The organism is Glycomyces sp. NPDC050141 (assembly GCF_055586545.1).
Genome location: NZ_JBVJHZ010000003.1, coordinates 118,637 through 142,097, shown reverse-complemented (window position 1 = coordinate 142,097; position 23,461 = coordinate 118,637). Strand labels below are relative to the sequence as shown.

22 protein-coding genes and 1 pseudogene are annotated in these 23,461 nt (G+C 69.6%); 8 read left to right on the top strand and 15 right to left on the bottom strand.

The window, feature by feature from the left end; all coding sequences use genetic code 11:
• Positions 1 to 63: 63 nt before the first annotated feature.
• Positions 64 to 2,229: an MMPL family transporter gene (locus tag ACZ60M_RS02945; protein WP_465414095.1), complete on the bottom strand. Its 2,166-nt coding sequence runs from the start codon at positions 2,227 to 2,229 to the stop codon at positions 64 to 66.
• Between the two features lie 156 nt (positions 2,230 to 2,385).
• Here ACZ60M_RS02945 and ACZ60M_RS02940 point away from each other — a divergent pair, with 156 nt between their 5' ends.
• Positions 2,386 to 3,156, top strand: a complete 771-nt coding sequence (locus tag ACZ60M_RS02940; protein WP_465414093.1) for a TetR/AcrR family transcriptional regulator — start codon at positions 2,386 to 2,388, stop codon at positions 3,154 to 3,156.
• Between the two features lie 85 nt (positions 3,157 to 3,241).
• On the opposite strand, the gene ACZ60M_RS02935 is transcribed toward ACZ60M_RS02940, so the two are convergent.
• Positions 3,242 to 4,798 (bottom strand): Rieske 2Fe-2S domain-containing protein, encoded by a 1,557-nt coding sequence (locus ACZ60M_RS02935; protein WP_465414091.1) that lies wholly within the window; start codon positions 4,796 to 4,798, stop codon positions 3,242 to 3,244.
• A 129-nt stretch (positions 4,799 to 4,927) separates the two neighbouring features.
• On the opposite strand from ACZ60M_RS02935, the gene ACZ60M_RS02930 reads away from it, so the two are divergent.
• A complete protein-coding gene (locus ACZ60M_RS02930) occupies positions 4,928 to 5,146 on the top strand; it encodes a hypothetical protein (RefSeq protein ID WP_465414089.1) in 219 nt (72 codons plus the stop codon).
• Positions 5,147 to 7,023: 1,877 nt separating this feature from the next.
• Here ACZ60M_RS02930 and ACZ60M_RS02925 read toward each other — a convergent pair.
• From ACZ60M_RS02925 to rpsB, 7 genes and pseudogenes are all read right to left on the bottom strand, one after another.
• Positions 7,024 to 7,350, bottom strand: a pseudogene (locus ACZ60M_RS02925) (DivIVA domain-containing protein); the annotation flags it as partial.
• A 21-nt stretch (positions 7,351 to 7,371) separates the two neighbouring features.
• A complete protein-coding gene (rlmN, locus tag ACZ60M_RS02920; protein ID WP_465414087.1) occupies positions 7,372 to 8,520 on the bottom strand; it encodes a dual-specificity RNA methyltransferase RlmN in 1,149 nt (382 codons plus the stop codon).
• A gap of 100 nt (positions 8,521 to 8,620) precedes the next feature.
• A complete protein-coding gene (locus tag ACZ60M_RS02915; protein ID WP_465414085.1) occupies positions 8,621 to 9,547 on the bottom strand; it encodes a phosphatidate cytidylyltransferase in 927 nt (308 codons plus the stop codon).
• Entirely contained in the window at positions 9,547 to 10,104 is a 558-nt protein-coding gene (gene frr, locus ACZ60M_RS02910) for a ribosome recycling factor (protein ID WP_465414083.1), read from the bottom strand. Before frr ends, ACZ60M_RS02915 begins: the two co-directional genes overlap by 1 nt.
• A 119-nt stretch (positions 10,105 to 10,223) precedes the next feature.
• Positions 10,224 to 10,949 carry a UMP kinase gene (pyrH, locus tag ACZ60M_RS02905; protein ID WP_465414081.1) on the bottom strand — a complete coding sequence of 242 codons (726 nt, stop codon included), beginning with the start codon at positions 10,947 to 10,949 and terminating at the stop codon, positions 10,224 to 10,226.
• A 244-nt stretch (positions 10,950 to 11,193) separates the two neighbouring features.
• Positions 11,194 to 12,006 carry a translation elongation factor Ts gene (gene tsf / locus ACZ60M_RS02900; protein WP_465414079.1) on the bottom strand — a complete coding sequence of 271 codons (813 nt, stop codon included), beginning with the start codon at positions 12,004 to 12,006 and terminating at the stop codon, positions 11,194 to 11,196.
• An 11-nt stretch (positions 12,007 to 12,017) separates the two neighbouring features.
• The gene (rpsB, locus tag ACZ60M_RS02895) at positions 12,018 to 12,866 is read right to left on the bottom strand and encodes a 30S ribosomal protein S2 (RefSeq protein WP_465414077.1); all 849 of its coding nucleotides are present in this window, start codon (positions 12,864 to 12,866) and stop codon (positions 12,018 to 12,020) included.
• Between the two features lie 444 nt (positions 12,867 to 13,310).
• Here rpsB and ACZ60M_RS02890 point away from each other — a divergent pair, with 444 nt between their 5' ends.
• From ACZ60M_RS02890 to dprA, 4 genes are read left to right on the top strand one after another with little or no spacing between them, the layout of a single operon-like run.
• Positions 13,311 to 13,886, top strand: coding sequence for a murein hydrolase activator EnvC family protein (locus ACZ60M_RS02890; RefSeq protein ID WP_465414075.1), 576 nt, complete (start codon positions 13,311 to 13,313; stop codon positions 13,884 to 13,886).
• Positions 13,883 to 14,428, top strand: a complete 546-nt coding sequence (locus ACZ60M_RS02885; RefSeq protein ID WP_465414074.1) for a YraN family protein — start codon at positions 13,883 to 13,885, stop codon at positions 14,426 to 14,428. Before ACZ60M_RS02890 ends, ACZ60M_RS02885 begins: the two co-directional genes overlap by 4 nt.
• Positions 14,328 to 15,869: a YifB family Mg chelatase-like AAA ATPase gene (locus ACZ60M_RS02880; protein ID WP_465414072.1), complete on the top strand. Its 1,542-nt coding sequence runs from the start codon at positions 14,328 to 14,330 to the stop codon at positions 15,867 to 15,869. The genes ACZ60M_RS02885 and ACZ60M_RS02880 overlap by 101 nt, the downstream gene beginning before the upstream one ends.
• Before the next feature lie 37 nt (positions 15,870 to 15,906).
• Entirely contained in the window at positions 15,907 to 17,070 is a 1,164-nt protein-coding gene (gene dprA, locus ACZ60M_RS02875) for a DNA-processing protein DprA (protein ID WP_465414070.1), read from the top strand.
• A gap of 5 nt (positions 17,071 to 17,075) precedes the next feature.
• On the opposite strand, the gene ACZ60M_RS02870 is transcribed toward dprA, so the two are convergent.
• Together ACZ60M_RS02870 and ACZ60M_RS02865 are read right to left on the bottom strand one after the other, a co-directional pair.
• A complete protein-coding gene (locus ACZ60M_RS02870) occupies positions 17,076 to 18,305 on the bottom strand; it encodes a hypothetical protein (RefSeq protein ID WP_465414068.1) in 1,230 nt (409 codons plus the stop codon).
• Between the two features lie 81 nt (positions 18,306 to 18,386).
• A complete protein-coding gene (locus tag ACZ60M_RS02865; protein WP_465414211.1) occupies positions 18,387 to 19,418 on the bottom strand; it encodes an SIS domain-containing protein in 1,032 nt (343 codons plus the stop codon).
• Positions 19,419 to 19,720: 302 nt separating this feature from the next.
• Here ACZ60M_RS02865 and ACZ60M_RS02860 point away from each other — a divergent pair, with 302 nt between their 5' ends.
• A complete protein-coding gene (locus ACZ60M_RS02860) occupies positions 19,721 to 19,795 on the top strand; it encodes a 50S ribosomal protein bL37 (protein ID WP_374209694.1) in 75 nt (24 codons plus the stop codon).
• Between the two features lie 81 nt (positions 19,796 to 19,876).
• Complete coding sequence (locus tag ACZ60M_RS02855; protein WP_465414066.1) at positions 19,877 to 20,467, top strand: TetR/AcrR family transcriptional regulator; 591 nt, start codon at positions 19,877 to 19,879, stop codon at positions 20,465 to 20,467.
• 123 nt (positions 20,468 to 20,590) lie between these two features.
• Here the strand turns inward: ACZ60M_RS02855 and rsrA are convergent, their stop codons facing one another.
• The 4 genes from rsrA to ACZ60M_RS02835 all read right to left on the bottom strand — a co-directional run bounded on the left by rsrA (position 20,591) and on the right by ACZ60M_RS02835 (position 23,400).
• Positions 20,591 to 20,896 (bottom strand): mycothiol system anti-sigma-R factor, encoded by a 306-nt coding sequence (gene rsrA, locus ACZ60M_RS02850; protein ID WP_465414064.1) that lies wholly within the window; start codon positions 20,894 to 20,896, stop codon positions 20,591 to 20,593.
• Positions 20,893 to 21,675, bottom strand: a complete 783-nt coding sequence (locus ACZ60M_RS02845) for a sigma-70 family RNA polymerase sigma factor (protein ID WP_465414063.1) — start codon at positions 21,673 to 21,675, stop codon at positions 20,893 to 20,895. Before ACZ60M_RS02845 ends, rsrA begins: the two co-directional genes overlap by 4 nt.
• 484 nt (positions 21,676 to 22,159) lie before the next feature.
• Positions 22,160 to 22,513, bottom strand: a complete 354-nt coding sequence (locus ACZ60M_RS02840; RefSeq protein ID WP_465414061.1) for a WhiB family transcriptional regulator — start codon at positions 22,511 to 22,513, stop codon at positions 22,160 to 22,162.
• Between the two features lie 146 nt (positions 22,514 to 22,659).
• Positions 22,660 to 23,400, bottom strand: a complete 741-nt coding sequence (locus tag ACZ60M_RS02835) for an SOS response-associated peptidase (RefSeq protein ID WP_465414059.1) — start codon at positions 23,398 to 23,400, stop codon at positions 22,660 to 22,662.
• Positions 23,401 to 23,461 lie beyond the last annotated feature (61 nt).

Below are 23,461 nucleotides of genomic sequence, written 5' to 3'. Positions count from 1 at the left end.
CAGAAGTCGGCCCGCCCGGCGAAAGCCGGACGGGCCGTGGGTTCCCTAGTGGATGGTTCGGAATCAGACGTGCGCGTGCGGCCGCTTCTCAACGGGGGCAACCGAGTCGTCGCTCTCCTTGATGCCGTACTTGGAGTACAGCTTGCCGAGCGGACCCGGGACCCACCAGTTGGCGCGGCCCAGCAGGCGCATCGTGGCGGGCACGAGCAGCATCCGCACCACGGTCGCGTCCAGGAAGATCGCGATCGCCATGCCCAGGCCGATCATCTTCATGAACGTGATGCCGCTGAAGGCGAACGCGCCCACCACCACGATGAGGATCAGCGCCGCGGCGGTGATGATCGAGCCGGTGGACTGCATGCCGCGCAGCACCGCCGTGCGGTTGTCCGCGCCCTTGTCCCACTCCTCGCGCACCCGCGAGAGCAGGAAGACCTCGTAGTCGGTGGCGAGGGCGAAGAGCAGCGCGATCATGAGCAGCAGGTTCGACGGGTCGATGAAGCCCGAGGGCGTGAAGCCCAACGGGCCGGACAGGTGGCCCTCCTGGAAGATCCACACCACGATGCCCAGGGCCGCACCGAGCGACACGGCGTTCATCAGGACGGCCTTGACCGGCAGCACGATCGAGCCGAAGGCCAGGAAGAGCACGATCATGGTGACGATGACGATGTACCCGAGCATGTAGGGCAGGCCGTCGCCGATCGCGTCGAGCATGTCGACCCGGTCGGAGGCGCCGCCGGTCACGTACAGGTCGGCGCCCTCCACGTCGATGGCGCGGGCGTCCTCGATGAGGGCGCGGGCATCGGCGCTGAACGGGTCGAGGTCGTAGAGGACGTCGAACAGGAACGCGTCGGAGGTCGGCTGGGCGGCGGGCACGACGTCGTCGACGTTGTCGAGGTCCAGCAGTGCCTCAGTGGCTTCGGCGGCCGCTTCTTGGCCACCGGTGACCATGACCTGGAACCGTTCCTCGTCCCCGCCCGGGAAGTCGGCGGCGATCGTCTCGGTGACGACGCGGGACTCGGCGTCCTTCGGCATGTCGCGCTCGTCGACGCCGCCGAACTGGACGCCCAGGATCGGGCTGGCGAGCAGCGCCATGAACGCCAGGACCGGCAGCAGCACCAGCACCGGGCGGCGCATCACGCCGGCCGCGAGGCCGTGCCAGAACCCGGTGTCGGTCTTGGGCTCCTTGTGCTTGCGCCAAGGCAGCCGGCCGTTGTCGACGCGGTGGCCGAGCAGGTACAGGAGCGCGGGCAGGGCCACCAGCGCCGAGAGCATCGCGACGCCGACGGCCGACATGACGCCGTACGCGATGCCGTGCAGGAACGGCACCTCGACCAGGAGCAGGCCGCCCATCGACAGGACGATGATGACGCCCGAGACCATGACGGTGCGCCCGGCGGTCGCGACGGTGTTCAGGACGGCGCTGCGCTTGTCGCGCCCGGCGGCGAGCTCTTCACGGAACCGGCGCAGGACGAAGAGCGAGTAGTCGATCGACATGCCGAGGCCGATGATGGTGATGACGTTGGCCGCGAAGACCGAGACGTCGGTGAACTCGGTGATGACGCGGGTGATCGCGAAGCCGCCGAGGATCGACATGCCGCCGATGAGCAGCGGCAGCGAGGCGGCCACGAGGGCGCCGAAGACCACGATCATGATGAGCAGCAGGAGCGGCATCGAGATCATCTCGGCGATCTCCAGGTCGTGCTGCACCTGCTCGTTGAGGTCGGCGAAGATCGCGGCTCCGCCGCCGAGCGAGACCGTGAGGTCGCCGGTGTCCCCCGCGTCCCGCAGATCGTCCTCGATCGTCTCGTAGACCTCGGCCAGCGCCTCGTCGGAGGCGCCCGCGAGCGAGACGGCCGCGTAGGTCGCGTGCCCGTCCTCGGAGACGAACGCGGGCAGCTGCGTGTCGTAGTAGGAGGTGACGCTCTCGACCTCGGCGATCGCGTCGATGTCGGCGACGGCTCCCTGGACGGCTTCGGCGAAGGCCGGGTCGTCCACGGTGAGCGCGTCGGACTCGTACAGGACCACCACGTCGGCGCCGGTGGAGCCGAACTCCTCCTCGATCGCCTCGGCGTCGGTGACGGACCGGGAGTCCTGGGAGACGTATCCTCCGTCGGTGAACTCGTCGAACACGCCGAGACCCCAGGTCGCGCCGATCGCGAACACGGCCGCGATCCCGGCGACTACGAACCAGCGGGCCTTGATGACCGCTCTGCCTAGCAGGGAGTACATGTGCTTCTCCAAAAAGGTGAGGCATTGACCGCTGGTGCACGAGGGGCGTCCGGCGGTAGGATGGTGAGCGTTGATTAGTTAGCTAACGGTGTTCACTTTAATAAACGCCCATAGTCGAGTCAACACCGTTAACTAAGTTGTAGCCTGAGGAGAGCAGTGACTTCGAACACCGCGGGAAGCCCGTCCCGTCGCGAACGGATGCGCGCCGAGACGATCGCCGAGATCAAGGCGAGCGCCAGGAGCCAACTGCTCCAGCACGGCCCCAGCGGCATCTCCCTGCGGGCCATCGCCCGGGACGTCGGCGTCACGGCTGCAGCGCTCTACCGCTACTTCGACAGCCTCGACGCGCTCCTGATGGAGCTGTGCTGCGACCTCTACGACGAACTTATCGCCGAAACCCGCAAGGCGATGGACGCATCGCCGCCAGAGGCCCACCTCGAACGGATGAAGGCCTGGGTGTGGGCCTTCCGCGACTGGGCGGTGGGCAACCGCCGCGAGTTCGAGCTCATGATCTCCTTCCCCGAGGACCACAACGCCATGTCCGTCGGCGGCCGCATCGAGAACGGGGTCCTGGAGGTGGCCGACCCGGTGCTCCAGAAGTCCATGGAGCACTCGCAGCTGTGCGGGCGCGAGATGGCGGCGTTCTACCGCCTCACCGAGAGCGGCGCGATCCAGGCCGCCGGGCCCCTTGAACTGCCCGACATCTCCGACGAGCTCAAGGCCGAGCTCACCGAGAAGTGCGCCGGGTTCATCGTCGGCGAGCCGATCCCGCTCTCGTGGGTGTTCACGTTCACCTCGGCCTGGGTGCGGGTCTTCGGCCTGGTCGTCATGGAGGCCTTCGGGAACCTGCCCGTGCGGGACAACATCGACGAGTTCTACAAGACCCAGATCATGGCCATGATGCGCGACTTCGGCATCGACGGCTGAGACGCGAAAGGCCCGGACCCTTGCGGTCCGGGCCTCTCCGATCGATTAGGAGACGGCCCCTTCGGCAGGGCAGGAACGGCTCTGCTCACTCATCCTCAGCGCGAGCGCTTCGGATGTCGTGCCCGACGCTCGTCATGCACTTGCCGGACTTGAGGTTCCACTTCCAGCCGTGCATCTGGCAGGTCAGGACCCCGTCCTCGACCTTGCCGAACACCGACAGGTCGGCCTTGAGGTGCGGGCAGCGGCGCTGGAACTGCCAGCCCTGCACCGTGATGTCCTCGTCGTCGGGGCGCTGCTCGGCGTACCAGCCCTCGGCGTACTGCAGGCGCTCCTCGGAGAGGCACTTGAAGAACGCGTACACGTACTCGTTGTACTGGCCGATGCGCGCGGCCGTGAAGCGGCACGAGAGGAACAGCGAGTTGACCCAGTCGACCTCGCGGATGTGCAGCAGGTGCTCGATGAGGCGCCGCTCGGTGCGGAAGCGGTAGCGGACCTTCGCGCCGTCGTCGGGGTAGATCTTGCGCTCGAGGAAGTCGAACACGATCGATTCGACCACCTGGTCCGAGTCCGGTGCGGTGAGGTCGAAGCGGACGGGGCCGCCGATGCCGGTGGCGATGTGCTCGGCCGAGACCATCAGCGGCTCGATGCGCTCGCGCAGGGTCTCGAGGACGTCGATCTCCGGGTGGGACCAGGAGGCCTTCTCCGCTTCGAGGCGCGGCTGCATCCGCTCCTTGTACTCGTCGAGGTGCTGCTTCTTGTTGTCGAACCACTCCCGCAGGTCCTCGACGGGGTGCACCACGGAAGCCGAGCCGTCGGCGCTGACCTCGGCCACGGAACCGGGCAGCAGGATGATGTTCTGCTTGCGCCCCTGCTCCTCCAGCCAGTCCACATAGGCCATCTGGTCGGGGAAGATGTTGCCCTCGTCGCCGAACACGTCGTTGAACTGGTACAGCGAGTCGTCGAGGAAGCAGGGCGGGCCCGCGATCGGGAAGACCCAGTCGCCCATAACGTCGTCGATGTAGCGCAGCGAGCGGTCGAAGCCGCGCTCGCGCTTCTGCTTCCCGAAGGCGCGCTTGGCGTTGTCGGGCAGCTCGTAGACCATCGGGAACCAGATCGCGCCCGAGAACTGCAGCAGGTGGGCGTGGATCTTGCCGTGCTGCAGGAACACGCTCATGTCCGTGGGGCGCGCGTCGTTCTGGTTGAGCATGCGGGTGCCGTCGGCGTCCTCGACCCACAGCGACGAGTCGCCGATCGGGCCGTCCGTGGGGCTCGTGAGCGCCTGGATCATGACCTTGACGCCGCCGGGGAGCTCCACGATCTCCTCGGAGACGGTCTTGATGAACTTGTGGAAGCCCAGGGCCCGCAGCTCGTTCTCGAGCTCGGAGGTCGGGTACTCGGGCAGCAGGACCGTCGTGTCCTTGCTGATGTGCTCCGAGAGGTTCTCCTCGTCGAAGTGGTCGCGGTGCAGGTGCGAGACGTACAGGTAGTCGGCCTGGCCGAGCGTGTCCCAGTCGAGCTGCGAGTTGTCGGGGAAGGGGAACCAGGAGGCGAAGTAGGCGGGGTTCACCCAGGGATCGCACAGGATCGACCCCGCGGCGGTCTCGATGAACATGCTGGCGTGGCCAGTACCGGTGATTCGCACAGTGACCCTTCCGGACAGGAGGACGACGACGCCTCAACTCTACAAGTCACAGCTCCGGCGGGGCTGGGACGTTCGTCCTTGTGGCGTGCGAGACTGTGCCTGAACCACGAATAGGTCGGAGGAAGCCACATGGCCGCAGAAGAGCAGGTGCTCTCGCCCGCGCAGCGCAAGCCCACCAGCCGCAAGGCCCTGTACACCGCGCTGAGCGTCGCCATCGTCATCAACCTGGCGTACCTGTTCGGCAACCACCAGGGCTGGATCGAGGACGTCTTCATCGGCATCACCGTCGTGGTGCTCCTGGCCGTCATCGTCACCGACGCCTGGATGCGCAAGACCGGCCTGCGCTAGGCCCCCGCCCGGAGCCGTGCGGCTCCGGCACCGAACGTCGAAGGGGCGGGTCCGCCATCGCGGACCCGCCCCTTTCGCTCGTCTTAATGCATCATGCCGCGGCGGGCGAACATCTCGCGCACCTCGCGCAGCGCCGAGTCCACTTCGGCCTCGAAGTACCCGCCCTGGACCAGGGAGAACTGGCTCGTGTCGAGCTCGCGGTCCGAAAGCGGGACCGGGTTGCGCCCGGTCATCGCCGCGGAGACCGCGTCGAACATCTGGTCCACCTGGCTGGGGTCGTAGCCGGAGCCGAAGCGGCGCGGCTGGAAGGCCCGGCGCATCTGCTCGAGGCGCTGCACGTCGTCCGGGGTGAACGGGGAGTCGGACGCCCGCATCTCGGTCGTCATCTCCTCGCGGCCGTGGCGGCCGGGGGCCTCGAACGCGCCGCGGCCCTCGTACGGGTTGCGGCGGCCGAAGTCCGGCGGCGTGGCGGCGCCGCGCGGGGCGCCCTGCTGCTGGCCGAACCCGCTCGGGTCGACCGGCGGCGGCGCGGGCGGCACGAATCCGCCGTCGGCGGGGCCCGGAGGCGGTCCGGCGGGGCCGCCGAAGCCGCCCGTCGGCTCGTGCTGCGGGCCGCGGTCGAAGCCCTGCTGCTGCATGGGCGGGCTCGGTGCGGCCGCGCGGCGGCCGTAGCCGGTGTCCTCGGGCTGGCCGAAACCGCCCTGCGGCTGCCCGTAGTCGCGGCCGCGCGGGGCGGCGCCGTACGGGTCGGCCTGCTGCGGCTCGGGGCGGCCCATCGGGTTCTGGCCCATGCCGTTCACGAGGTTCTGCGGGATCGCCTGGGTCGGTGCCGCGGGCGGCATCGGCTCGGGTTCGGGCTGGCCGTAGCGGTCGGCCCGGGGCATCGCGCCGGACGGCGGGCCCTGGTGGCCGCCCTGCATGGGCGGCTGCTGCATCGGGGGCTGCTGCGGCATGCCGCGGCGGCTCCCGGTGTCGCTGAACTCGTCGTCGTTGTAGGCCGCGCCGAACCCGGGGGCGGGGTCGGGGGCGGACCGGCGGCCCTGCCCGTAGACGCCCTCGTTCTGGCCGTAGCCGCCGGGCGCATCGTTGGGAGCGCCCTGCTGGCCAAAACCGCCGCCGCCGCCGTCGCCGGGGCCGTAGCCGTCGTTCTGGCCGAACGGTCCGCCCGGGACGTCGTTGGGGCCGAAGCCGCCTCGGCGCGGGTCGGACTGGAGCGGCAGCTGCTCGGTGGCGCCGTGCGGGATCGGACCGGCCTGCGGGCCGTCGTGCATCGGCATCCCGGCGCGGGGCACCGCCTGCGTGGGCGGCGCGAAGTCGTTGCGGACCGGCTCGGGACCGCGAGGGGCCCCGTACTCGTTGCCGAACGCCGGTTCGGGTGCGGGAGCGCCGTACTCGTTGCCGAAGGCCGGTTCGGGGGCGCCGCCGCGCGGGCCGAAGCCGTTGCTGCCGTTGGCACCCCGGCCGCCGAAGTCGCCCTGGCCGGGACCGAAGTCCTGGCTGAAGTCGTCGCGGGGCGGCGGACCGAAGTCGCCTTGGCCGCCGCGGCCGAAATCGCCCTGGCCGGGACCGAAGTCCTGGCCGCCGCGGCCGAAGTCCTGGTTGCCACCGCGCTTCGCGAACGGGTCGTCATAGTCGTCGCCGGGGGGACCGGCAAGGAAGCCGAAGCCTTCGTCGTCACCGCCGCGCAGGTCGCCGAAGCCCTCATTGTCGGGGACGGGAGCCGGGCCGCGCGCGGCGCCGCGTCCGCGGCCGACCGGTTCGGGGGCGGGAGGCGGGGGCGCCATCTCGCGGGCGGCCATCACCTCGTGTGCGGGGATCGCTTGCGTCGCAGCGGGGATGACCTGCGTGGCCTGGGGTTCGGGGGCGCGTCGCGACCCGGGTGCCGCCTGCATCGGCGGGGCGGGGGCCGAAGCGACCTCGGCCTTCCCGTAGTCGGGGGCGGGGGCGGTGCCGAGGACGCCGCGCTCCTCGAGTTCGGCGAGCTGGCGTGCGACCCGGTCGAGGTAGACGTCCACCTGCCACTCGTCGTAGCCGCCGAAGCGGACCCTGAAGACGACGTCGTCGACCTCGTCGGCCGAGACGGGGCTGCCCACCGGCTCCCCGGCGAGGGTCGCCTCGACGCGGTCGAGGAACGCGTCGACCTCGTCGACCTTGTAGCCCCGGCTCAACGCCCGGCGCCGGAACCGGTCACCATGACTCGCCACTACCAAGCCACCCTTCTCCGCCTAATCCTCGGCGCCGGTGGCGCCGAGCGGCTTCGCGCCGGCTTGGCCGGGCGTGCCGGCCTCCCGGACCGAAGCGGCCAGCTGCCCGCAGGCGCCGTCGATCTCTTGGCCGCGCGTATCGCGCACCGTCGTGGACACACCCGCGGCCCGCAGCCGCCGTACGAACTCCGCCTCGACCGGCTTGGGACTGGCGTCCCAGCGGCTTCCCGGAGTCGGGTTCAATGGAATCAGGTTGACGTGCACGAGTTTGCCCGCGAGGAGCTTCCCGAGGAGGTCCGCCCGCCAAGGCTGGTCGTTGACGTCCCTGATCATCGCGTACTCGATCGAAACACGACGTTTCGTCACCCGAGCGTACTCCCAGGCCGCGTCGAGCACTTCGGCGACCTTCCAGCGGGTGTTGATCGGGACGAGCTCGTCGCGCAGCTCGTCGTCGGGCGCGTGGAGCGAGACCGCCAGGCGCACCGGCAGGCCCTCCTCCGCGAGCTTCTTGATGGTGGGCACGAGCCCGACCGTGGAGACGGTGACGTTCCGGGCCGAGATGCCGATGCCGTCGGGCACGGGCTTGGTGATGAGGTGCAGGGCGCTCTTGAGGCGGGCCCAGTTCGCGAGCGGCTCGCCCATACCCATGAACACGATGTTCGAGAGCCGCCCGAGGCCGTTCTCCTCGGCGATCCGCGCGGCGGCGACGACCTGGTCGACGATCTCGGCAGTCGTGAGGTTGCGGTCGAGGCCGCCCTGGCCGGTGGCGCAGAACGGGCAGGCCATGCCGCACCCGGCCTGGGAGGACACGCACGCGGTCACCCGGTCCGGGTAGGCCATGATGACGCTCTCGACGAGCGCGCCGTCGTACAGGCGCCACACGGCCTTGAGCGTCTGGCCGTCGTCGCACGAGTCGACGCGGACCGGCGCCAGCAGCTGCGGGAGCAGCGCCTCGCCGATGGACGCGCGCGCGGCGGCGGGCAGGTCGGTCATGAGGGACGCGTCGCCGACGTGGCGGCCGAAGTACTGCTGGCGCAGCTGCTTGGCGCGGAAGGCGGGCTGCCCGATCTCGGAGAGAACGGACTGGCACCCGGCCAGGTCGAGGTCGGCGAGGTGTCGCGGCGCGGCCTTGCGGGGGCGCGGTTCGGTCAACGTGAGTGCTACAGACATGTCACGACCTAGTCTCGCATGACAGGACCGGAACCCGCCAACCCCGGATCATGGAATTCACCCCGGGCCCTCCTTCACCGGATACACCAATCAGGACACATCACCCGAGCAGGTAACGGAACCACACGTAAGCCACGGGGGCGACCATGAGGATCGAGTCGAGCCGGTCCATGACCCCGCCGTGGCCGGGAATGAGATTACTCATGTCCTTGATGCCGAGGTCCCGCTTCAGCAGCGAGACCGACAAGTCCCCCAACGTAGCGGCCAGTGCCACGCACACGCCGAACGCCACGCCCATCAGCAGGGGCACGTCGAAGAACACCAGGAGGGTGACCGAACCGCCTATGGCGGCGGCCACGACGGACCCGCCGAGGCCCTCCCAGGACTTCTTGGGGCTGATGCGCGGGGTCATCTGGTGGCGGCCGAACAGGACGCCGGCGGTGTAGCCGCCCGTGTCGGAGCAGACGACGGTGAACAGCGCGATGATGACCTGCGCGGCGGCGCCGTCGATCCAGCGCGCCGAGTCGTTGTCGGCGTTCGCCAGCAGCATGATGAACCCGGCCAGGAACGGGACCTGGACGAGCAGGAGCGCGGCGGCGGCGGTGTCGGTGCGGTAGCCGGTGGCGCCCTCGGAGAGGCGCCACACGAACAGGGCGGCGACGCCGACTGCGGTGCCGAGCAGGAGGCCGGTGGCCCCGCCGAACCAGGCGAGGACCACGATGAGCGCGCCGGCGGCGGCCAGCGGGATCACGGGGACGTTCCGGCCGCCCTTGCGCATCGCCGTGCCGGTCTCCCAGCAGGCGACGGCGACGGCGATGACGGCGACGCCGAGGAATGCGGTCGGCCAGATCAGCAGCGAGGCCAGGACGACCGCGGCCATGCCGAGCCCGGCGCCGATGGCGACGGGCAGGTTGCGACCGGCTTTGGCCTTGCGGTCGTCGGGGTCGGTCTCGGCGGCGCCGGGCCCTCGCCCGTCCGGCGACGGGTGCGGGCGACGGCCGGGCGAACCGTCGGGAAGGGCGCTCATCAGATTTCGAGCAGCTCGGACTCTTTGGAGCTCACGAGCTCGTCCACGTTGGCCGTGAAGCGGCCGGTGAGGTCGTCGAGCTCCTTCTCGCCCGAGCGGCCCTCGTCCTCGGAGACCTCGCCGTCCTTGACGAACTTGCCGATCTCGTCCTTGGCCTTGCGGCGGACGTTGCGGATGGCGATCTTGGCGTCCTCGCCCTTGGTCTTGGCCACCTTGATCATCTCGCGGCGGCGCTCCTCGGTCATGGGAGGCAGGTTCAGGCGCAGCTGGGTGCCCTCGTTGGAGGGGTTGACGCCGAGGTTCGAGTTGCGGATCGCGTCTTCGATCTGCTTCATCTGGGAGGCGTCGAAGGGCTTGATGATGACCATGCGGGGCTCGGGGATCGCGACGGACGCGACCTGGGGGATGGCGGTCGGCGAGCCGTAGTAGTCGATGGTGATCCGGTTGAACATGGCGGAGGAGGCGCGGCCGGTGCGGATCGCGGCGAACTCCTCCTTGGCGTGCTCGATGGCCCGCTCCATCTTCTCCTCGGCTTCGAGGAGGGTGTCGTCAATCACGGCTTTCTCACATTCTCTCGCGGCCTGACAGCACTTCTGACCGTACCGTCCCGGCGGCGTGGCTAGGTGGCGTGGAGGTCTTCGGACGCGGCCGTTCTCGCGGCCGCCGTCCGGGCGGGTCAGTCCTCGGCGGCGTGGACGAAGGTGCCGATCTTCTCGCCGACGATGGCGCGGCGGAGGTTGCCGTCGCCTTCGGCGCCGAAGACGCGCATGGGCAGGGCGTTGTCCTTGCAGAGGGCGAACGCGGCCTGGTCGAGGATCATCAGCTCGCGCTTGAGGGCCTCGTCGAAGGTGATGTCGTCGAGGCGCTGCGCGTCGGGGTCCGCCTTGGGGTCGGCGGTGTAGACCGCGTCGACGCCGTTCTTGCTGACCAGGACCTCCTGGGCGCCGATCTCGAGGGCGCGCTGGGCGGCGACGGTGTCGGTGGAGAAGTAGGGCATGCCCGCGCCGGCGCCGAAGATGACGACGCGGCCCTTCTCGAGGTGGCGGATGGCGCGCAGCGGCAGGTAGGCCTCGGCGACCTGGGCCATGGCGATGGCGGTCTGGACGCGGGTGGAGACGCCCTCCTTCTCCAGGAAGTCCTGGAGGGCGAGGCAGTTCATGACGGTGCCGAGCATGCCCATGTAGTCGGCGCGGGCGCGGTCCATGCCGCGGCGCTGGAGTTCGGCCCCGCGGAAGAAGTTGCCGCCGCCGACGACGATGGCCACCTGGACGCCCGCGGCGACACCGGCCGCGATCTGGCGCGCGACCGCTTGCACGACATCGGGGTCGACGCCGACGGCGCCGCCGCCGAAGGCCTCACCGGACAGTTTCAGCACGACCCGGCGGTACGTGTCTTGACTCATGGCACTCCCCTGCTTGACGTGTCCCTCGGTGGCTGCGCTGCCGTTGACCGTACTGCCCGCGCCCGGGCGGGTCCGCTCCGGCCGCTGCGTGCGGCGGCGCGGGTTCCGGGCGCGTCTTTCTCCGGGCACGGAACGGGGCGGCGGCCTGCGCCGCCGCCCCTTACCATGCCAATTTACAGCTCGCAAGCTTCGCCGAGAAGGCTTACGGCTGGAGCCAGTGTAGTCCGCGCGTGCGGGCTACTCGCTACTCCTGGCCGACTTCGAAGCGGATGAAGCCGGTGACCTCGGTGCCCGCCTCGGCGAGCACCTGGGACACGGTCTTCTTGTTGTCGATGACCGAGTTCTGCGAGAGCAGGACGAAGTCGCGGTAGTAGGCGTTGACCTTGCCTTCCACGATCTTGTCCCAGGCGCGCTCGGGCTTGCCCTCTTCCTTGGCGGTCTCGAGGGCCACGCGCTTCTCGGCCTCGACGATCTCGGCCGGGACCTCGTCGCTGGTGAGGTACTTCGGTCGCATCGCGGCGGCCTGCATGCCGACCTGGCGGGCGGCCTCGGCGTCACCGGTGTACTCGACGATGATGCCCACGGCCGGCGGGAGGTCGGCGGCCTTGCGGTGCATGTAGACCGCGACATCGCCCTGGAGCGAGCCGACGCGGCCGAGGGCGAGCTTCTCGCCCAGCTTCACCGACTCCTCGGCGACGACCTCGGCGACGGCCTTGCCGTTGAGCTCGGCCTTCGCGAACGCCTCGGCGTCCGCGGGGCGGACCTCGTCGGCCAGCTCGACCAGCGTCTGGGCGAGCTCGATGAACGCGCCGTTCTTGGCGACGAAGTCGGTCTCGCACAGCAGCTCGAGCAGCGTGCTGCCGGACTGCGCGACCAGGCCCTGGGCGGTGGTGCGCTCGGCACGCTTGCCCACGTCCTTGGCGCCCTTGATGCGCAGGGCCTCAAGAGCGGTGTCGTAGTCGCCGTCAGCCGCTTCGAGGGCCTTCTTGACGTCCATCATCCCGGAGCCGGTGGCTTCCCGGAGCTTCTTGACGTCAGCCATCGTGAAGTTGGCCATTGCTCCCCTTCTTACTTCTCGTCTTCGACGGTCTTCTCGCCGGACGGCTCGACGACCTTCACGGAGTCTTCGGTGGTCTCTGCGGCCTCGACGGCGGCTTCGGCGACATCGGCGGAGAGGAGTTCCTTCTCCCAGTCGGCGAGCGGCTCGCCCTCGCCCTTCGCGACCTGGCCGCCGGAGCGGGCCAGCAGGCCTTCGGCGACACCGTCGGCGATGACCTTCGTCAGCAGGGCGACGGAGCGGATCGCGTCGTCGTTGCCGGGGATCGGGAAGTCGACCTCGTCGGGGTCGCAGTTGGTGTCGAGGATCGCGACGATCGGGATACCGAGCTTGCGGGCCTCGTCAACCGCGATGTGCTCCTTCTTGGTGTCCACGATCCAGATCGCGGCCGGGGTCTTCTCCATGTCGCGGAGGCCGCCGAGCGTGCGCTCGAGCTTGTCCTTCTCGCGCATCAGCTGGAGCATTTCCTTCTTGGTGCGGTTGGCCGCACCGTTGGCCTCGATGATCTCGAGTTCCTTGAGGCGCATGAGGCGCTTCTGGATGGTCTGGAAGTTGGTGAGCATGCCGCCGAGCCAGCGGTGGTTCACGAAGGGCATCCCGACGCGCTGGGCCTGCTCGGCCACGGCTTCCTGGGCCTGCTTCTTGGTGCCCACGAACAGCACCTCGCCGCCCTCGGCGACGGTGTTCTTGACGAAGTCGTGCGCCTTGACCGCGAAGTCGACCGACTGGCGCAGGTCGATGATGTAGATGCCGTTGCGGTCGGTGAGGATGAACCGCTTCATCTTCGGGTTCCAGCGACGGGTCTGGTGACCGAAGTGCACGCCGCTCTCGAGGAGCTGACGCATAGTGACAACCGACACGGTTGTATTCCTTTCGTTCCCTGGTTCATTCGCGGGAGCCGCCCGAAGTCCGGGCGTCCCGCGCCTGGCACTCACCTCCGGCGATCTGCAACCGGGATAGTCCCGGACCTGGGAGATCGCTAGGGCCGGACCGCATCCGTCGCAATGCGCCCCGGTAGGGCGTGCGATGGAGGTCGGGCCGCGGCGAGCGCGCGAAGTCGGTTCGGGGCACAAGGGCTCCGTACCGCTCCGATCAGTGTACTCAGGCCCCCTTGCGCACCACGAACGCGGTGGACCGCAGTGACAGACGCAATGGACGCCCGCCCGAACCCACGCCCGCGAAAACACTCACCAGCTTCGATACAACACGAACCGGAACCCCAGGCAGCAACCATACGAACAACGTTATCCACAGGCAGAAAACTTTTTGTTGACGATACCGGGCACCCAGGTCAGCATTGAGTTATGCGACAACTACACAACGCCATCACGATCAGCCTCATAACCGCATCGCTCCTCGCCGCCGCCGCGATCATCACACCCACCATCGCCGAAGCCGCACCACCCGCCCCCGAACAGGCCACCGCCCCGCACACCCCCGCCTCCGGCCCCTGGCACTCTCCGGTCGGCACCCTCGACCTCCTCACCCGCTTCGACCCGCCACCGGAACCCTGGCTCCCGGGCCACCGCGGCGTCGACCTCGCAGCGGGCACCGATCTCCCTGTCACCGCCGCAGGCCCGGGGACCGTCGTCTTCGCCGACGACCTCGCCGGCCGAGGCGTCGTCAGCGTCCTCCACGCCAACGGCCTCCGCACCACCTACGAACCGGTCGAACCCCTCGTCGCCGCAGGCGAAATAGTCACCGCGGGCCAGACCATCGGCCACCTCCAACCCGGCCACGCCTCCTGCCCCGGCCAGGCCTGCCTCCACCTCGGCCTCAAACACGGCCCGCTCTACCTCGACCCGATGCTCCTCTTCGGCAAAGGCAAAGTCCGCCTCCTCCCCCGCCCCGGCACCGCCCATGAGGAGGCCCGGTCATGACCCGAACGGCGCCCGCACCCCCGCCGCCCCCGACTCCACCCCCACTCCCTCCCCCACCGTCCGCTCCGAACCCCGTCAACCTGCGACACCTCACCCCGCACCAACTGGGCCGCCTCGGCGAACAGCTCGCTGCAACCCACCTCCAACGCGACCGGATGCAGATCCTCGCCCGCAACTGGCGGCACCGCCTCGGCGAACTCGACCTCATCGCCCGCTCCGCCGGCACCGTCGTCTTCTGCGAGGTCAAGACCCGCCGCTCGAACCGGTACGGAGGCCCCCTCGGAGCCGTCGACGGCGAGAAGCTCCACCGCATCGAACGGCTCGCCCGCGCCTGGCTCAAACAGCACTGCCGCACCGACCAGCCCTGGCGCATCGACCGCCTCGCCCTCACGGTCACCGGCCGCCAGCGCCTCGCACTCGAACACCACCGGGGGAACCGCCATGGGTTACGCGCGCACCAACACCGTCTGCATGATCGGCGCCACCGCCGTCGCGGTCACCGTCGAAGCCTCGGTCTTCAAGTCCACGGCGAAAGGCACTGACACGGTCCGCATGTCGGGCCTGCCCGACAACGTCGTCAACCAAGCGCAAACCCGGGTCCGCTCCGCGATGGCCAACTCCGCCTTGCGGTTCCCGGACAAGTCGGTGAGCGTGAACTTCGGTCCGGCCTCGATACCGACCACCGGGTCGGCGGCCGACCTCGCGCTGGCGCTCACGATCATGTGCGCCGACGACACCCTGCCCATGGAGAAGCTGAACGACACGGTCCTCCTCTCCGAGCTCGGCCTCGACGGCAGCCTCAGGGCGGTTCCGGGCACGCTCCCCGCGCTCATCGAAGCCCGGAAGTCCGGGATGCGGACGGCGATCGTCTCCCCAGAGAACGCCGCAGAGGCATCGCTGGTCGACGGGCTCGTGGTCTACGCTCCGCGAGACCTCGCCACGCTCGTGGCCTGGCTGTTCAACCAGACCGCGCTTGACCCGGTCATGCCGACGGCACCGGGCGCACCACCGCCCCTCCCCGACCTCGCCGACGTGCGCGGGCAACCGACCGCCCGCCGTGCACTCGAGATCGCGGCAGCCGGAGGCCACCACATGCTGATGGTGGGTCCCCCAGGAGCAGGCAAAACGATGCTGGCGGAACGGCTGCCGTCAATCCTTCCGCCCCTCTCAGACGCAGAAGCTGTCGAAGTGACCTCGCTGCACTCGCTCCGTGGACGCTTCTCGGGTGGCGCGGCGACGCTCATGCGCCATGCGCCGTTCGAAGCGCCGCACCATTCCACGACCATGCAGGCCTTGGTAGGCGGCGGTAGCGGCCTCGTGGGCCCGGGTTCCCTGGCGCTCGCGCACCGAGGAGTGCTCTTCATCGATGAGGCCCCGGAGTGGAAGCGGTCGGTCCTGGACTCGCTGCGGCAGCCGTTGGAATGCGGCGAGGTGCGGATCAGGAGGGCCAACACCTCGATCTGCTATCCGGCCAAGGTGATCCTGGTCCTCGCAGCGAACCCCTGCCCGTGCGCGCCGAACAAGCCCTACGACTGCACTTGCACACCGCAGGTGAAGCGGGGCTACCTGCCGAGGATCTCGCGGCCGCTGATGGACCGGATCGACCTCCGGGTCGACCTCCCGGCGGTGCCGCCCTCGGCGATCCTCGCCGAGCTGTCCGAAGCCGAACCCTCCGAACAGGTCGCGAAGCGGGTGGCCCGGGCAAGGGAAGCGGCGACCGCCCGGTGGTCCGAAGCGGGCGAAGGCTGGCAGTGCAACAGCGATGTTCCCGGCCCGGCGCTGCGGTCAGAGCGCTGGCGGCTCCCGCCGCCGGTGCGGAAGAGCGTCGACGACCTCCTGTTGAAGGAGCGGATCACCGCCCGCGGCTACGACCGAATCCTGAAGCTCGCGTGGACGATCGCCGACCTGCGGGAGCACGACCGCCCCACCGCCGAGGACATCACGATCGCCAGCGAACTGCGTATCGGCTACACGCTCACCTGACCGACCACAACGGCACATCCATATAAGAGGAGGACCCATGACGAATCTCCCCGACGATCCACGTCTCGCCCTGATGCTCCTGTCCTCGCTGATCGAGCCGGGCGATGCGGACCTCGACGACCTCCTCGGCGAGTTCGGCCCCATCGAGATCGTGAAGCGCCTCTGGGAAGGCGAGGTACCCGATCGCCTCCAGCGCATCACCGGCGCGACCATCTCGTGCACCCGCGATCCGGCCGCCCGCGCCGCCGATATCGCTTCCGCCACCAAGGAAAGCGGCGCACGGGTGCTGATCCCCGGAGACCCCGACTGGCCCGACCAGCTCCGCGATCTGATGCTGGTCTGCGACGCCGACGAACCGCATGTGCGGCCGCCGCGCTGTCTCTGGGTGCGCGGCGAGGGGAACCTGGACCGACTGTGCCGCCGGTCGGTGTCGATCGTCGGGTCCAGGGCGGCGACCGAGTACGGGCAGCACCTCGCCGACGACCTCGCGGCCGATCTGACCGAGGCGGGCTGGACGATCGTCTCGGGCGGCGCTTTCGGCATCGACCGGGCGGCCCATCTCGGGGCCCTGGCGCGAGGCGGTTCGACAGTGTCGGTGCTCGCCTGCGGGGTGGAGCTCCCGTATCCGAAGGCGAACCACTCGATGTTCAACCTCATCGCCGAGAAAGGCCTGATCGTCAGCGAATGGCCGCCGGGAACCAATGTCATGAAGCAGCGCTTCTTGACTCGCAACCGCGTCATCGCGGCCCTGACCGCGGGCACGGTGGTCATCGAGGCGGCCCACCGCTCGGGAGCGCGCAATACGGCCCGGTACGCGGCCGAACTCGGCCGGGTCCTGATGTTCACGCCCGGGCCGGTGACATCGTCGATGTCGGCCGGGGCCCACCAACTCGCAAGGGAGCCATGGGAGGCCCGCCTGGTAACCCGCGCAGAGGAGGTCATCGAGGACCTGACCGGCATCGGCGGCCCCCTGGCGACGCCACCGCCGCCGCAGCGCCGGCCCTTCGATTCGCTGACGGAAATCGAGGCCCGCCTGGTCGAGTCCCTGCCGAGGGGCTACGTGGTCGAGACGAACCGCTTGGCCGCCGCCGCGGGCGTCCCCGCCGGGACCGCAGCGGAAACCCTGGACCGCCTCCTCCGCACCGGCTGGGTGGACCGCATCGACAACCGCTGGCGCCTAGCGAGAGGAGGCCGCTCCTGACCTGACTAGCAGGGGGCCGGGTGTTCGTCCTTCGGGTAGTCGACCACGACCATGCGCGGGTTCTCGAGCTCGGCGAGCGGGGCCCAGCATTCGTAGATGCCGCGCTCAACGCAGGTCGCGTCGGTGGTCATGACCGATTCGAGGTCGGGCTGGCTCAGGCGCACACGCACCCAGTCCTCGTTGCGGCCGAGCGCGAGCACTTCGATGTCGCGCCAGCGCGCCCGCGTGTGGAACCGCTGCGGGCGGGTCACGGGGCTCCGGCTCGCGGCGCCGCGCGCGTAAACGCTGAACCCGTGGCCGGGATCGGCGCTGACCGGGACGCGTTCGCCCTCGTGTTCGCCGACGAGTCCGGCGTGGACGGACGGGTCGGTGCGGAAGAGCGCCCGCCCGGTCTCGAGGCCGGGGATGCGGCTGACGAGGTCGCGGTGCCGCGCGCCGGCCATGCGGTCCCACACGTTCGTCTGCGGCTGGTACTGGAACAGCGAGATCTCGGCCCCGTCGGGCGTGTACGCCAGGATCTCCGCGCGCGCGGTCAGCGGCAGGTCGGCGAACCCGGTGGTCGCGAACTCGGGGATGAGGTGTGTGCCGCTGGGCAGGAACCCGGTGCCGAGGATCATCGAGCCGCGGCGCTCGCGGCCGGGGACGCCGACGAGGCCGGGGAAGTTCGCGGCCTCGGTGCTCTGGTAGTCGCAGGCGCAGATCGCCTTCCAGCGCAAGGCGAACGCGGTGTCGCGGGCGTCGTCGGGATCGCCGGAGAGCACGACCCGGTCGTCGGGGGTGCGCAGGTGGGCGACGTCGAACTCGCGGAAGCAGACGCCGCTGACGACGGGCGCGGAGGTCAGCTGCCGGGCCACCTGGTGGCGGCTGAGCGGTTTGACCATGCGGGTGCCGACGGTGACGAACGCGGTGGCGCGCACGGCGGAGACGAGGGCGCGTTCGGCGGGGCCGATGCGCGGGTTCTGGCTGTACCGGTGGACGGTGGCGGCGTCGAGCCCGGGCATGATCGGGATCGCCAGGGGCGCAATGCCGGTGAGGAGGAGTTCTCCGCCGGAGCTGGTCACTTCGGAGGCGTGGACGTACCGGTGGAAGGTGCTGCCGCTGGGGTGGAATCCGTCTTCGCGGACGTCGGAGTAGAGCTCGAATGCGGCGCCGCCCGCGATCGCTCGCGCCGGGTATCGCCGTTCGTGCCAGACGATTTCAGTGGTGCCGGTCGGCGCGGCTGGTGGTGCCTGCATGACGGAGAGTTTACGGAAACGGGTGAACATCTTGGTGAACCGAAGGTGAACACCCGTTTCTCTACCACCGCCGAGCTGGGATCACACCGTCTCCGTGACCTTTTTGAGACCGCGCGGAGCGTCCGGGTTCTCGCCGCGCTCGATAGCGAGGTGTAGCGCGACCTGTTGCAGCGGAAGGATGTCGAGGAGCGCGGCGAGGCGCTCGTCGACCGCGGGGGTGGCGAGCCGGGCGGTCTGGCCCGGGACGTCGGCGGCGCCGACGACGACCACGTCGGCGCGCTGCTTCTCGAGTCGCGTGAGGACGTTCCACATTGCGTGGCCGCCGGGGCCGGAGCCGACGACGGCGAGGACGGGCACGCCGGGGTCGGCCATGGCGAGGGGCCCGTGGAGCAGGTCGGCGCCGGAGAACGCGAGCGAGGGCAGGTAGGAGGTCTCCATGAGCTTGAGCGCGGTCTCGCGGGCGGTCGGGTAGGCGTAGCCGCGGCCGGTGGTCACGAACCTGGACGCGAAGCGGTACCGGCCGGCGAGTTCGGCGGCGCCGGTGTTGGCGAGGACGCCGCGGGCGAGTTCGGGCAGTTTGCCGATCGCGGTGGCCTCGGCGGTGTCGAGGCGGCCGGTGCCGGTGCGGATGCCTTCGACGAGGAGCAGGAGGGTGAGCAGCTCGGCCGTGTAGGTCTTGGTGGCCGCGACGGCGCGCTCGTGCCCGGCGCGCACGTCGAGGTGGAGTTCGGCCTCGCCCGCGAGGCGGGAGTCGGGGTTGTTGGTGACGGCGAGGGTGAGGGCGCCGGAGGCGCGGGCGGCGGCGACGACCTGGGCGAGGTCGGGCGAGCCGCCGGACTGGGAGACGGCGATCACGAGGGAGTCGGACCAGTCGGGCCGGGCGTCGTAGACGGTGACCACGGAGGGGCTGGCGAGGCTCGCGGGCAGGCCGAGACGGATCTCCGTGAGGTAGGCGCCGTAGAGGGCGGCGTGGTCGGAGGTGCCCCGGGCGGTGAACACCACCGAGCGCGGGCGGCGTTCGGCGATGATCGCGGCGATGCGGGCGATCTCCGCGGTGCCGTGGTCGAGCACGTCCGCGTAGACGCCGGGCTGCTCGCTGATGTCGGCGGCCATGCCCTTACCGGGCTGGTCCTCCGCGCTGGCGTTGTCGGTGGCGCCGACCTGGGGCTGGTTCACTTGACGCTCCTTGTGAAACGGGTACCGCTAAAATATTAAACAAACCTTTATAATGAAGCGTAGTCGACCGTCACCACGCTCGTCCACCGCAGTCGGACCTTCCCGAGCTCCCGTGTCCTCCCCTCCAACCCTGCTACGACTCGGGTGACTCGTCAATGAAGTGTGTCCACTGCCCTCCGTACACCCGCGCAGGTGCCGGTAAGGTTGACCCCTGAATTCCCGACCACCAAGGAGGAGCTGTGGCTAAAGCAGCCCGCAAGCGCAAGTCGCGTAAGAAGAAGGCCGCTAACCACGGGAAGCGCCCGAACAGCTAGCGCGTGGCGGGGCAGGCGGCCGAGGCCGCGACTGCCCCGCAGATCGCACTGGACACCCGGCGCAGAACGAGAATTGCCCACATGACCGAAGCGCCGCGCGACGCGCGCGAGCAGCAACAGCCGAGCACCCGAGAGCGGATCCAGCAGACCGCGATCGCGCTCTTCAGCGAGCACGGCTACGAGCACACCTCTCTCAGGGAGATCGCCGAACAGCTCGGCGTCACCAAGGCCGCGCTGTACTACCACTTCAAGACCAAGGAAGACATCGCGGCGAGCTTCTTCGACTCCTACGCGGTGGACCTGGACCGCATCTGCGACTGGGGCGACACCCAGCCGCGGGGGCTCGACACCCGTACCGAACTCCTCCGCCGCTACGCGGAGGTCATCCGGTCGCACGTGCCGGTGCTCAGGTTCATGCAGAACAACCAGGCCGCGCTCACGCGCCTCGACCGCATGTCGGTCTTCAGGCTGCGCCAGCGGCGCCTGCACGCGCTGCTCGTCGAGTCGGACGCGCCGCTCATCCACCGCCTGCGGGCCTGGGACGCGATCACGACGCTCTTCAGCAACTGGATCACGTACCCGCGCGTGGACGACTCCGAGGAGGACCTGCGCGAAGCCTCGCTGCAGATCTCGATCGGGATGGTCCGGGCGAACGCGGCCGAGTCGGCCTGAACGGTACCGCCTGGCGCACGCGGTACCCGGATGTCCGCGAGCGCGAGCGGTTGAGGAACGAGTTGTCGGGCCCGGACTCGGGCGGGCCCGATCAGCGGCTCAGCGGGCGGGCCCGATCGGCGCTCAACGGATGCGGCGGTCGCGCTCGGCGACTTCGCTGAAGATCTCGCTGACCTGCTCGACGGCGCTGAGCTTCTGGCGCAGGCGCGCCTTCACCTCGTCGGGCGCCTTCTCCTGGCTGCAGCAGCGGTGCACGATCGCGCGCACCTCCTGCTCGATGCCGTACTCCGAGAGACAGGGCGAGCAGTCTTCGAGGTGGTCGCGGATCACGCCGCGGCGGCGGTCGGAGCACTCTTCGTCGAGATAGAGGTAGACCTCTTCGAGGACCTCGCGACAGTCGAGTTTGGGCTTCTCCGGTTCGGCGGTCACTGCTGTACCTCCCGTGCGGGCGAAAGGCCGCGGTCGGCGGCGTACGAGCTCAACAGCTGGCGCAGCTGCCGCCGGCCCCGGTGGAGGCGGGACATGACGGTGCCGATCGGGGTGCCCATGATGTCGGCGATCTCCTTGTAGGAGAAGCCTTCGACGTCGGCGAGGTAGACGGTGAGGCGGAAGTCCTCGCCGAGCTGCTGGAGGGCGTCCTTGACGTCCGAGTCCGGCAGGTGGTCGAGCGCCTCGGTCTCGGCGGAGCGCAGCCCGGAGGCGGAGTGCGACTCGGCGTCCGCGAGCTGCCAGTCCGTGATCTCGTCGGTGGGCGAGGTCAGCGGCTGGCGCTTCTTCTTGCGGTACGAGTTGATGTACGTGTTGGTGAGGATGCGGTACAGCCACGCCTTGAGGTTCGTGCCCTCGCGGAACTGGTGGAACTTCGAGTAGGCCTTGAGGAACGTCTCCTGCACCAGGTCCTCGGCGTCGGCGGGGTTGCGCGTCATGCGCAGCGCGGCACCGTACAGCTGGTCGATCAGGGGCATGGCGTCGCGCTCGAAACGCACGCGCCGCTCCTCGGAGTTCTCGCTGCCTGCCTCGGTCACCGTCTCCCTCTCGTAGCCGACCAGTTCCGAGCCTACGGCAGCGGTCTTGGAGGGGGCGGAGGAAATACCGGCGGTCGTGACGCCGCCGACCGGGGAGACGCCGTTCGGCGAAGGCGACCATTCGGGGCCGCCGAGAAGAGCGGCGACGCGCTCGTCTTCGCGACCGCGGAGGGTAGTGGTCATGCGTTGGGCTCCTTGCTAGACAGACTTCGTGGCCCGCGAATCCTCCGCCGCAGTCCGCACAGCGTGTGGCCGGCGCTCCGAGGCGGGAGACTCGTCCCGAACAACAGCGTGGCGTGCGGCTTCATTCCGCCCTCGGCGAAACGGCGGGAGTCGTATCCGCCACACCGGAGGCAGGGGCGACTGCGGGGCCGTAAATACGGGTGAAGTGTGCGAAATTCGGAATATCACCCGAAATTATTACTTAGTGGATAGAAACGGTAACTTTCGGTGCGCGCAGTCGTTATCGTGTGTGGACCCGGAAGGGTCCTGATCGCGTCGGGAGACCGGCGCGTGAACTCCCAGTACCTGCCCCGGGCCGGCGAACATGACACCGTCGCCGGTCCGGGGAGGCTGGAGACCTCCCCCGAAGCAACGCCCTTGGACGGCGAAAAGCCGCGACCTTCGCTGGGGCCAGCGGTCGCGGCTTTCGATTCGGCGGGTTCGGCTAGGCGCCGACGGCCAAGGGGTTGATGTCCTTCCAGACTTCGATCATCGCGCGGCGCTCGCGGGGCGCGGTGGCCCCCCAGACGCCGTGGCGGTCGCGGGCTTCGAGGGCCCGGACCAGGCAGGGCGTGCGCACCGGGCAGGACGCGCACATGGCGAGCGCCTCCTCGATGGGCTCGCGGGGCTCGGGGTACATCACGTCGGGCTCGGCGTCGGCGCAGTTGCCCTGGCGGAGCCAGGCGTCGCCGCTCATCCGGTAGGCGCCTCTGATGATCTCGTTGCGGTATTCGGCGGCATCGAGCAGCCGGGGGTCTCTCCGGGCTCGGGCTACCTCATCGGGGCGGATTCGCCGCATTGCTGCCTCCCTCTATCTCTCCGCCGCAGGCCCTTCCCGTGCGATTGGGCTCGTCGCGGGAAGCGATTCCCTACAGCCAGCGGCGGCTTGTACACGAAAGACCGACGACATGGGGTACAGATACCTAGGAACGACAGTGATTGAGTTCACAATCCTGGGATGGTCGTGGGGCCCTCCTCGGCGTCGACGGGACGGACGAGTTCGGGGCCCTCGTTGTCGGCGCGGCCGACCGCGCGGCCCACCTTGCGGATCTCGATGTCGTCCGGCAGCGACGGGGCGGGGCCCGCGAGCAGCTCGCCGACGTCGGCGTCCTCCTCCCCCAGCCAGGCGGCGAACCGCTCGGGCGGGAGGACGTAGGGCATCCGGTCGTGGACGGTCTCCATGGCCTCGCCCATGGCCGGGCAGGTGAGGATCGTGAAGGTCATGAGGTTGAGGTCGCCCTGGTGCAGGCTCGTCGAAGCGTGCGAGACGTCAATGTGCCAGGTATCCCAGAGGCCGGCGAAGACGAGTCCACCCGGTCGGGTGAAGAAGTAGGGCTGCTTGCCGCCGCCGGGGAGCTTGAGCCACTCGTACCAGCCGTCGGCCGGGACGAGCGCGCGGCGCGAGGCGAACGGCCGCTTGTAGGCGCGGGAGGTGGCGACGGTCTCCATGCGGGCGTTGAACATGCGGGTGCCGATGCCCGGGTCGGAGGCCCACGGCGGCACGAGTCCCCAGCGGGCGAGCTCGACCACGCGCTCGTCCTTCGACTTCGAGCGGCGCACGAGCGGGGCCGGGGTCGTGGGCGCGATGTTGTACTTCGGGTCCCAGGCTCCGGCTATGAGGTCCTCGGCGTCGAAGAGCGCGGCCATGCTCGGGCTCGACTTGCTGTTGGCGTACCTTCCGCACATGCCCTCACGGTAACCCCCGCCACCGACATTCCGGCTCCTCAATTCCAGGCGCGCGCGCCAC

Excerpts from the sequence above, each read along its gene's own strand:
- dprA (WP_465414070.1), top strand. The coding sequence starts at position 15,907 with ATGACGAATCTCCCCGACGATCCACGTCTCGCCCTGATGCTCCTGTCC.
- ACZ60M_RS02835 (WP_465414059.1), bottom strand. The coding sequence starts at position 23,400 with ATGTGCGGAAGGTACGCCAACAGCAAGTCGAGCCCGAGCATGGCCGCG.
- tsf (WP_465414079.1), bottom strand. The coding sequence starts at position 12,006 with ATGGCCAACTTCACGATGGCTGACGTCAAGAAGCTCCGGGAAGCCACC.
- ACZ60M_RS02915 (WP_465414085.1), bottom strand. The coding sequence starts at position 9,547 with ATGAGCGCCCTTCCCGACGGTTCGCCCGGCCGTCGCCCGCACCCGTCG.
- ACZ60M_RS02865 (WP_465414211.1), bottom strand. The coding sequence starts at position 19,418 with ATGGCCGCCGACATCAGCGAGCAGCCCGGCGTCTACGCGGACGTGCTC.
- rlmN (WP_465414087.1), bottom strand. The coding sequence starts at position 8,520 with ATGTCTGTAGCACTCACGTTGACCGAACCGCGCCCCCGCAAGGCCGCG.
- ACZ60M_RS02855 (WP_465414066.1), top strand. The coding sequence starts at position 19,877 with ATGACCGAAGCGCCGCGCGACGCGCGCGAGCAGCAACAGCCGAGCACC.
- ACZ60M_RS02870 (WP_465414068.1), bottom strand. The coding sequence starts at position 18,305 with ATGCAGGCACCACCAGCCGCGCCGACCGGCACCACTGAAATCGTCTGG.
- ACZ60M_RS02930 (WP_465414089.1), top strand. The coding sequence starts at position 4,928 with ATGGCCGCAGAAGAGCAGGTGCTCTCGCCCGCGCAGCGCAAGCCCACC.
- ACZ60M_RS02885 (WP_465414074.1), top strand. The coding sequence starts at position 13,883 with ATGACCCGAACGGCGCCCGCACCCCCGCCGCCCCCGACTCCACCCCCA.
- ACZ60M_RS02880 (WP_465414072.1), top strand. The coding sequence starts at position 14,328 with ATGGGTTACGCGCGCACCAACACCGTCTGCATGATCGGCGCCACCGCC.
- ACZ60M_RS02840 (WP_465414061.1), bottom strand. The coding sequence starts at position 22,513 with ATGCGGCGAATCCGCCCCGATGAGGTAGCCCGAGCCCGGAGAGACCCC.
- pyrH (WP_465414081.1), bottom strand. The coding sequence starts at position 10,949 with ATGAGTCAAGACACGTACCGCCGGGTCGTGCTGAAACTGTCCGGTGAG.
- ACZ60M_RS02890 (WP_465414075.1), top strand. The coding sequence starts at position 13,311 with ATGCGACAACTACACAACGCCATCACGATCAGCCTCATAACCGCATCG.
- ACZ60M_RS02945 (WP_465414095.1), bottom strand. The coding sequence starts at position 2,229 with ATGTACTCCCTGCTAGGCAGAGCGGTCATCAAGGCCCGCTGGTTCGTA.
- ACZ60M_RS02845 (WP_465414063.1), bottom strand. The coding sequence starts at position 21,675 with ATGACCACTACCCTCCGCGGTCGCGAAGACGAGCGCGTCGCCGCTCTT.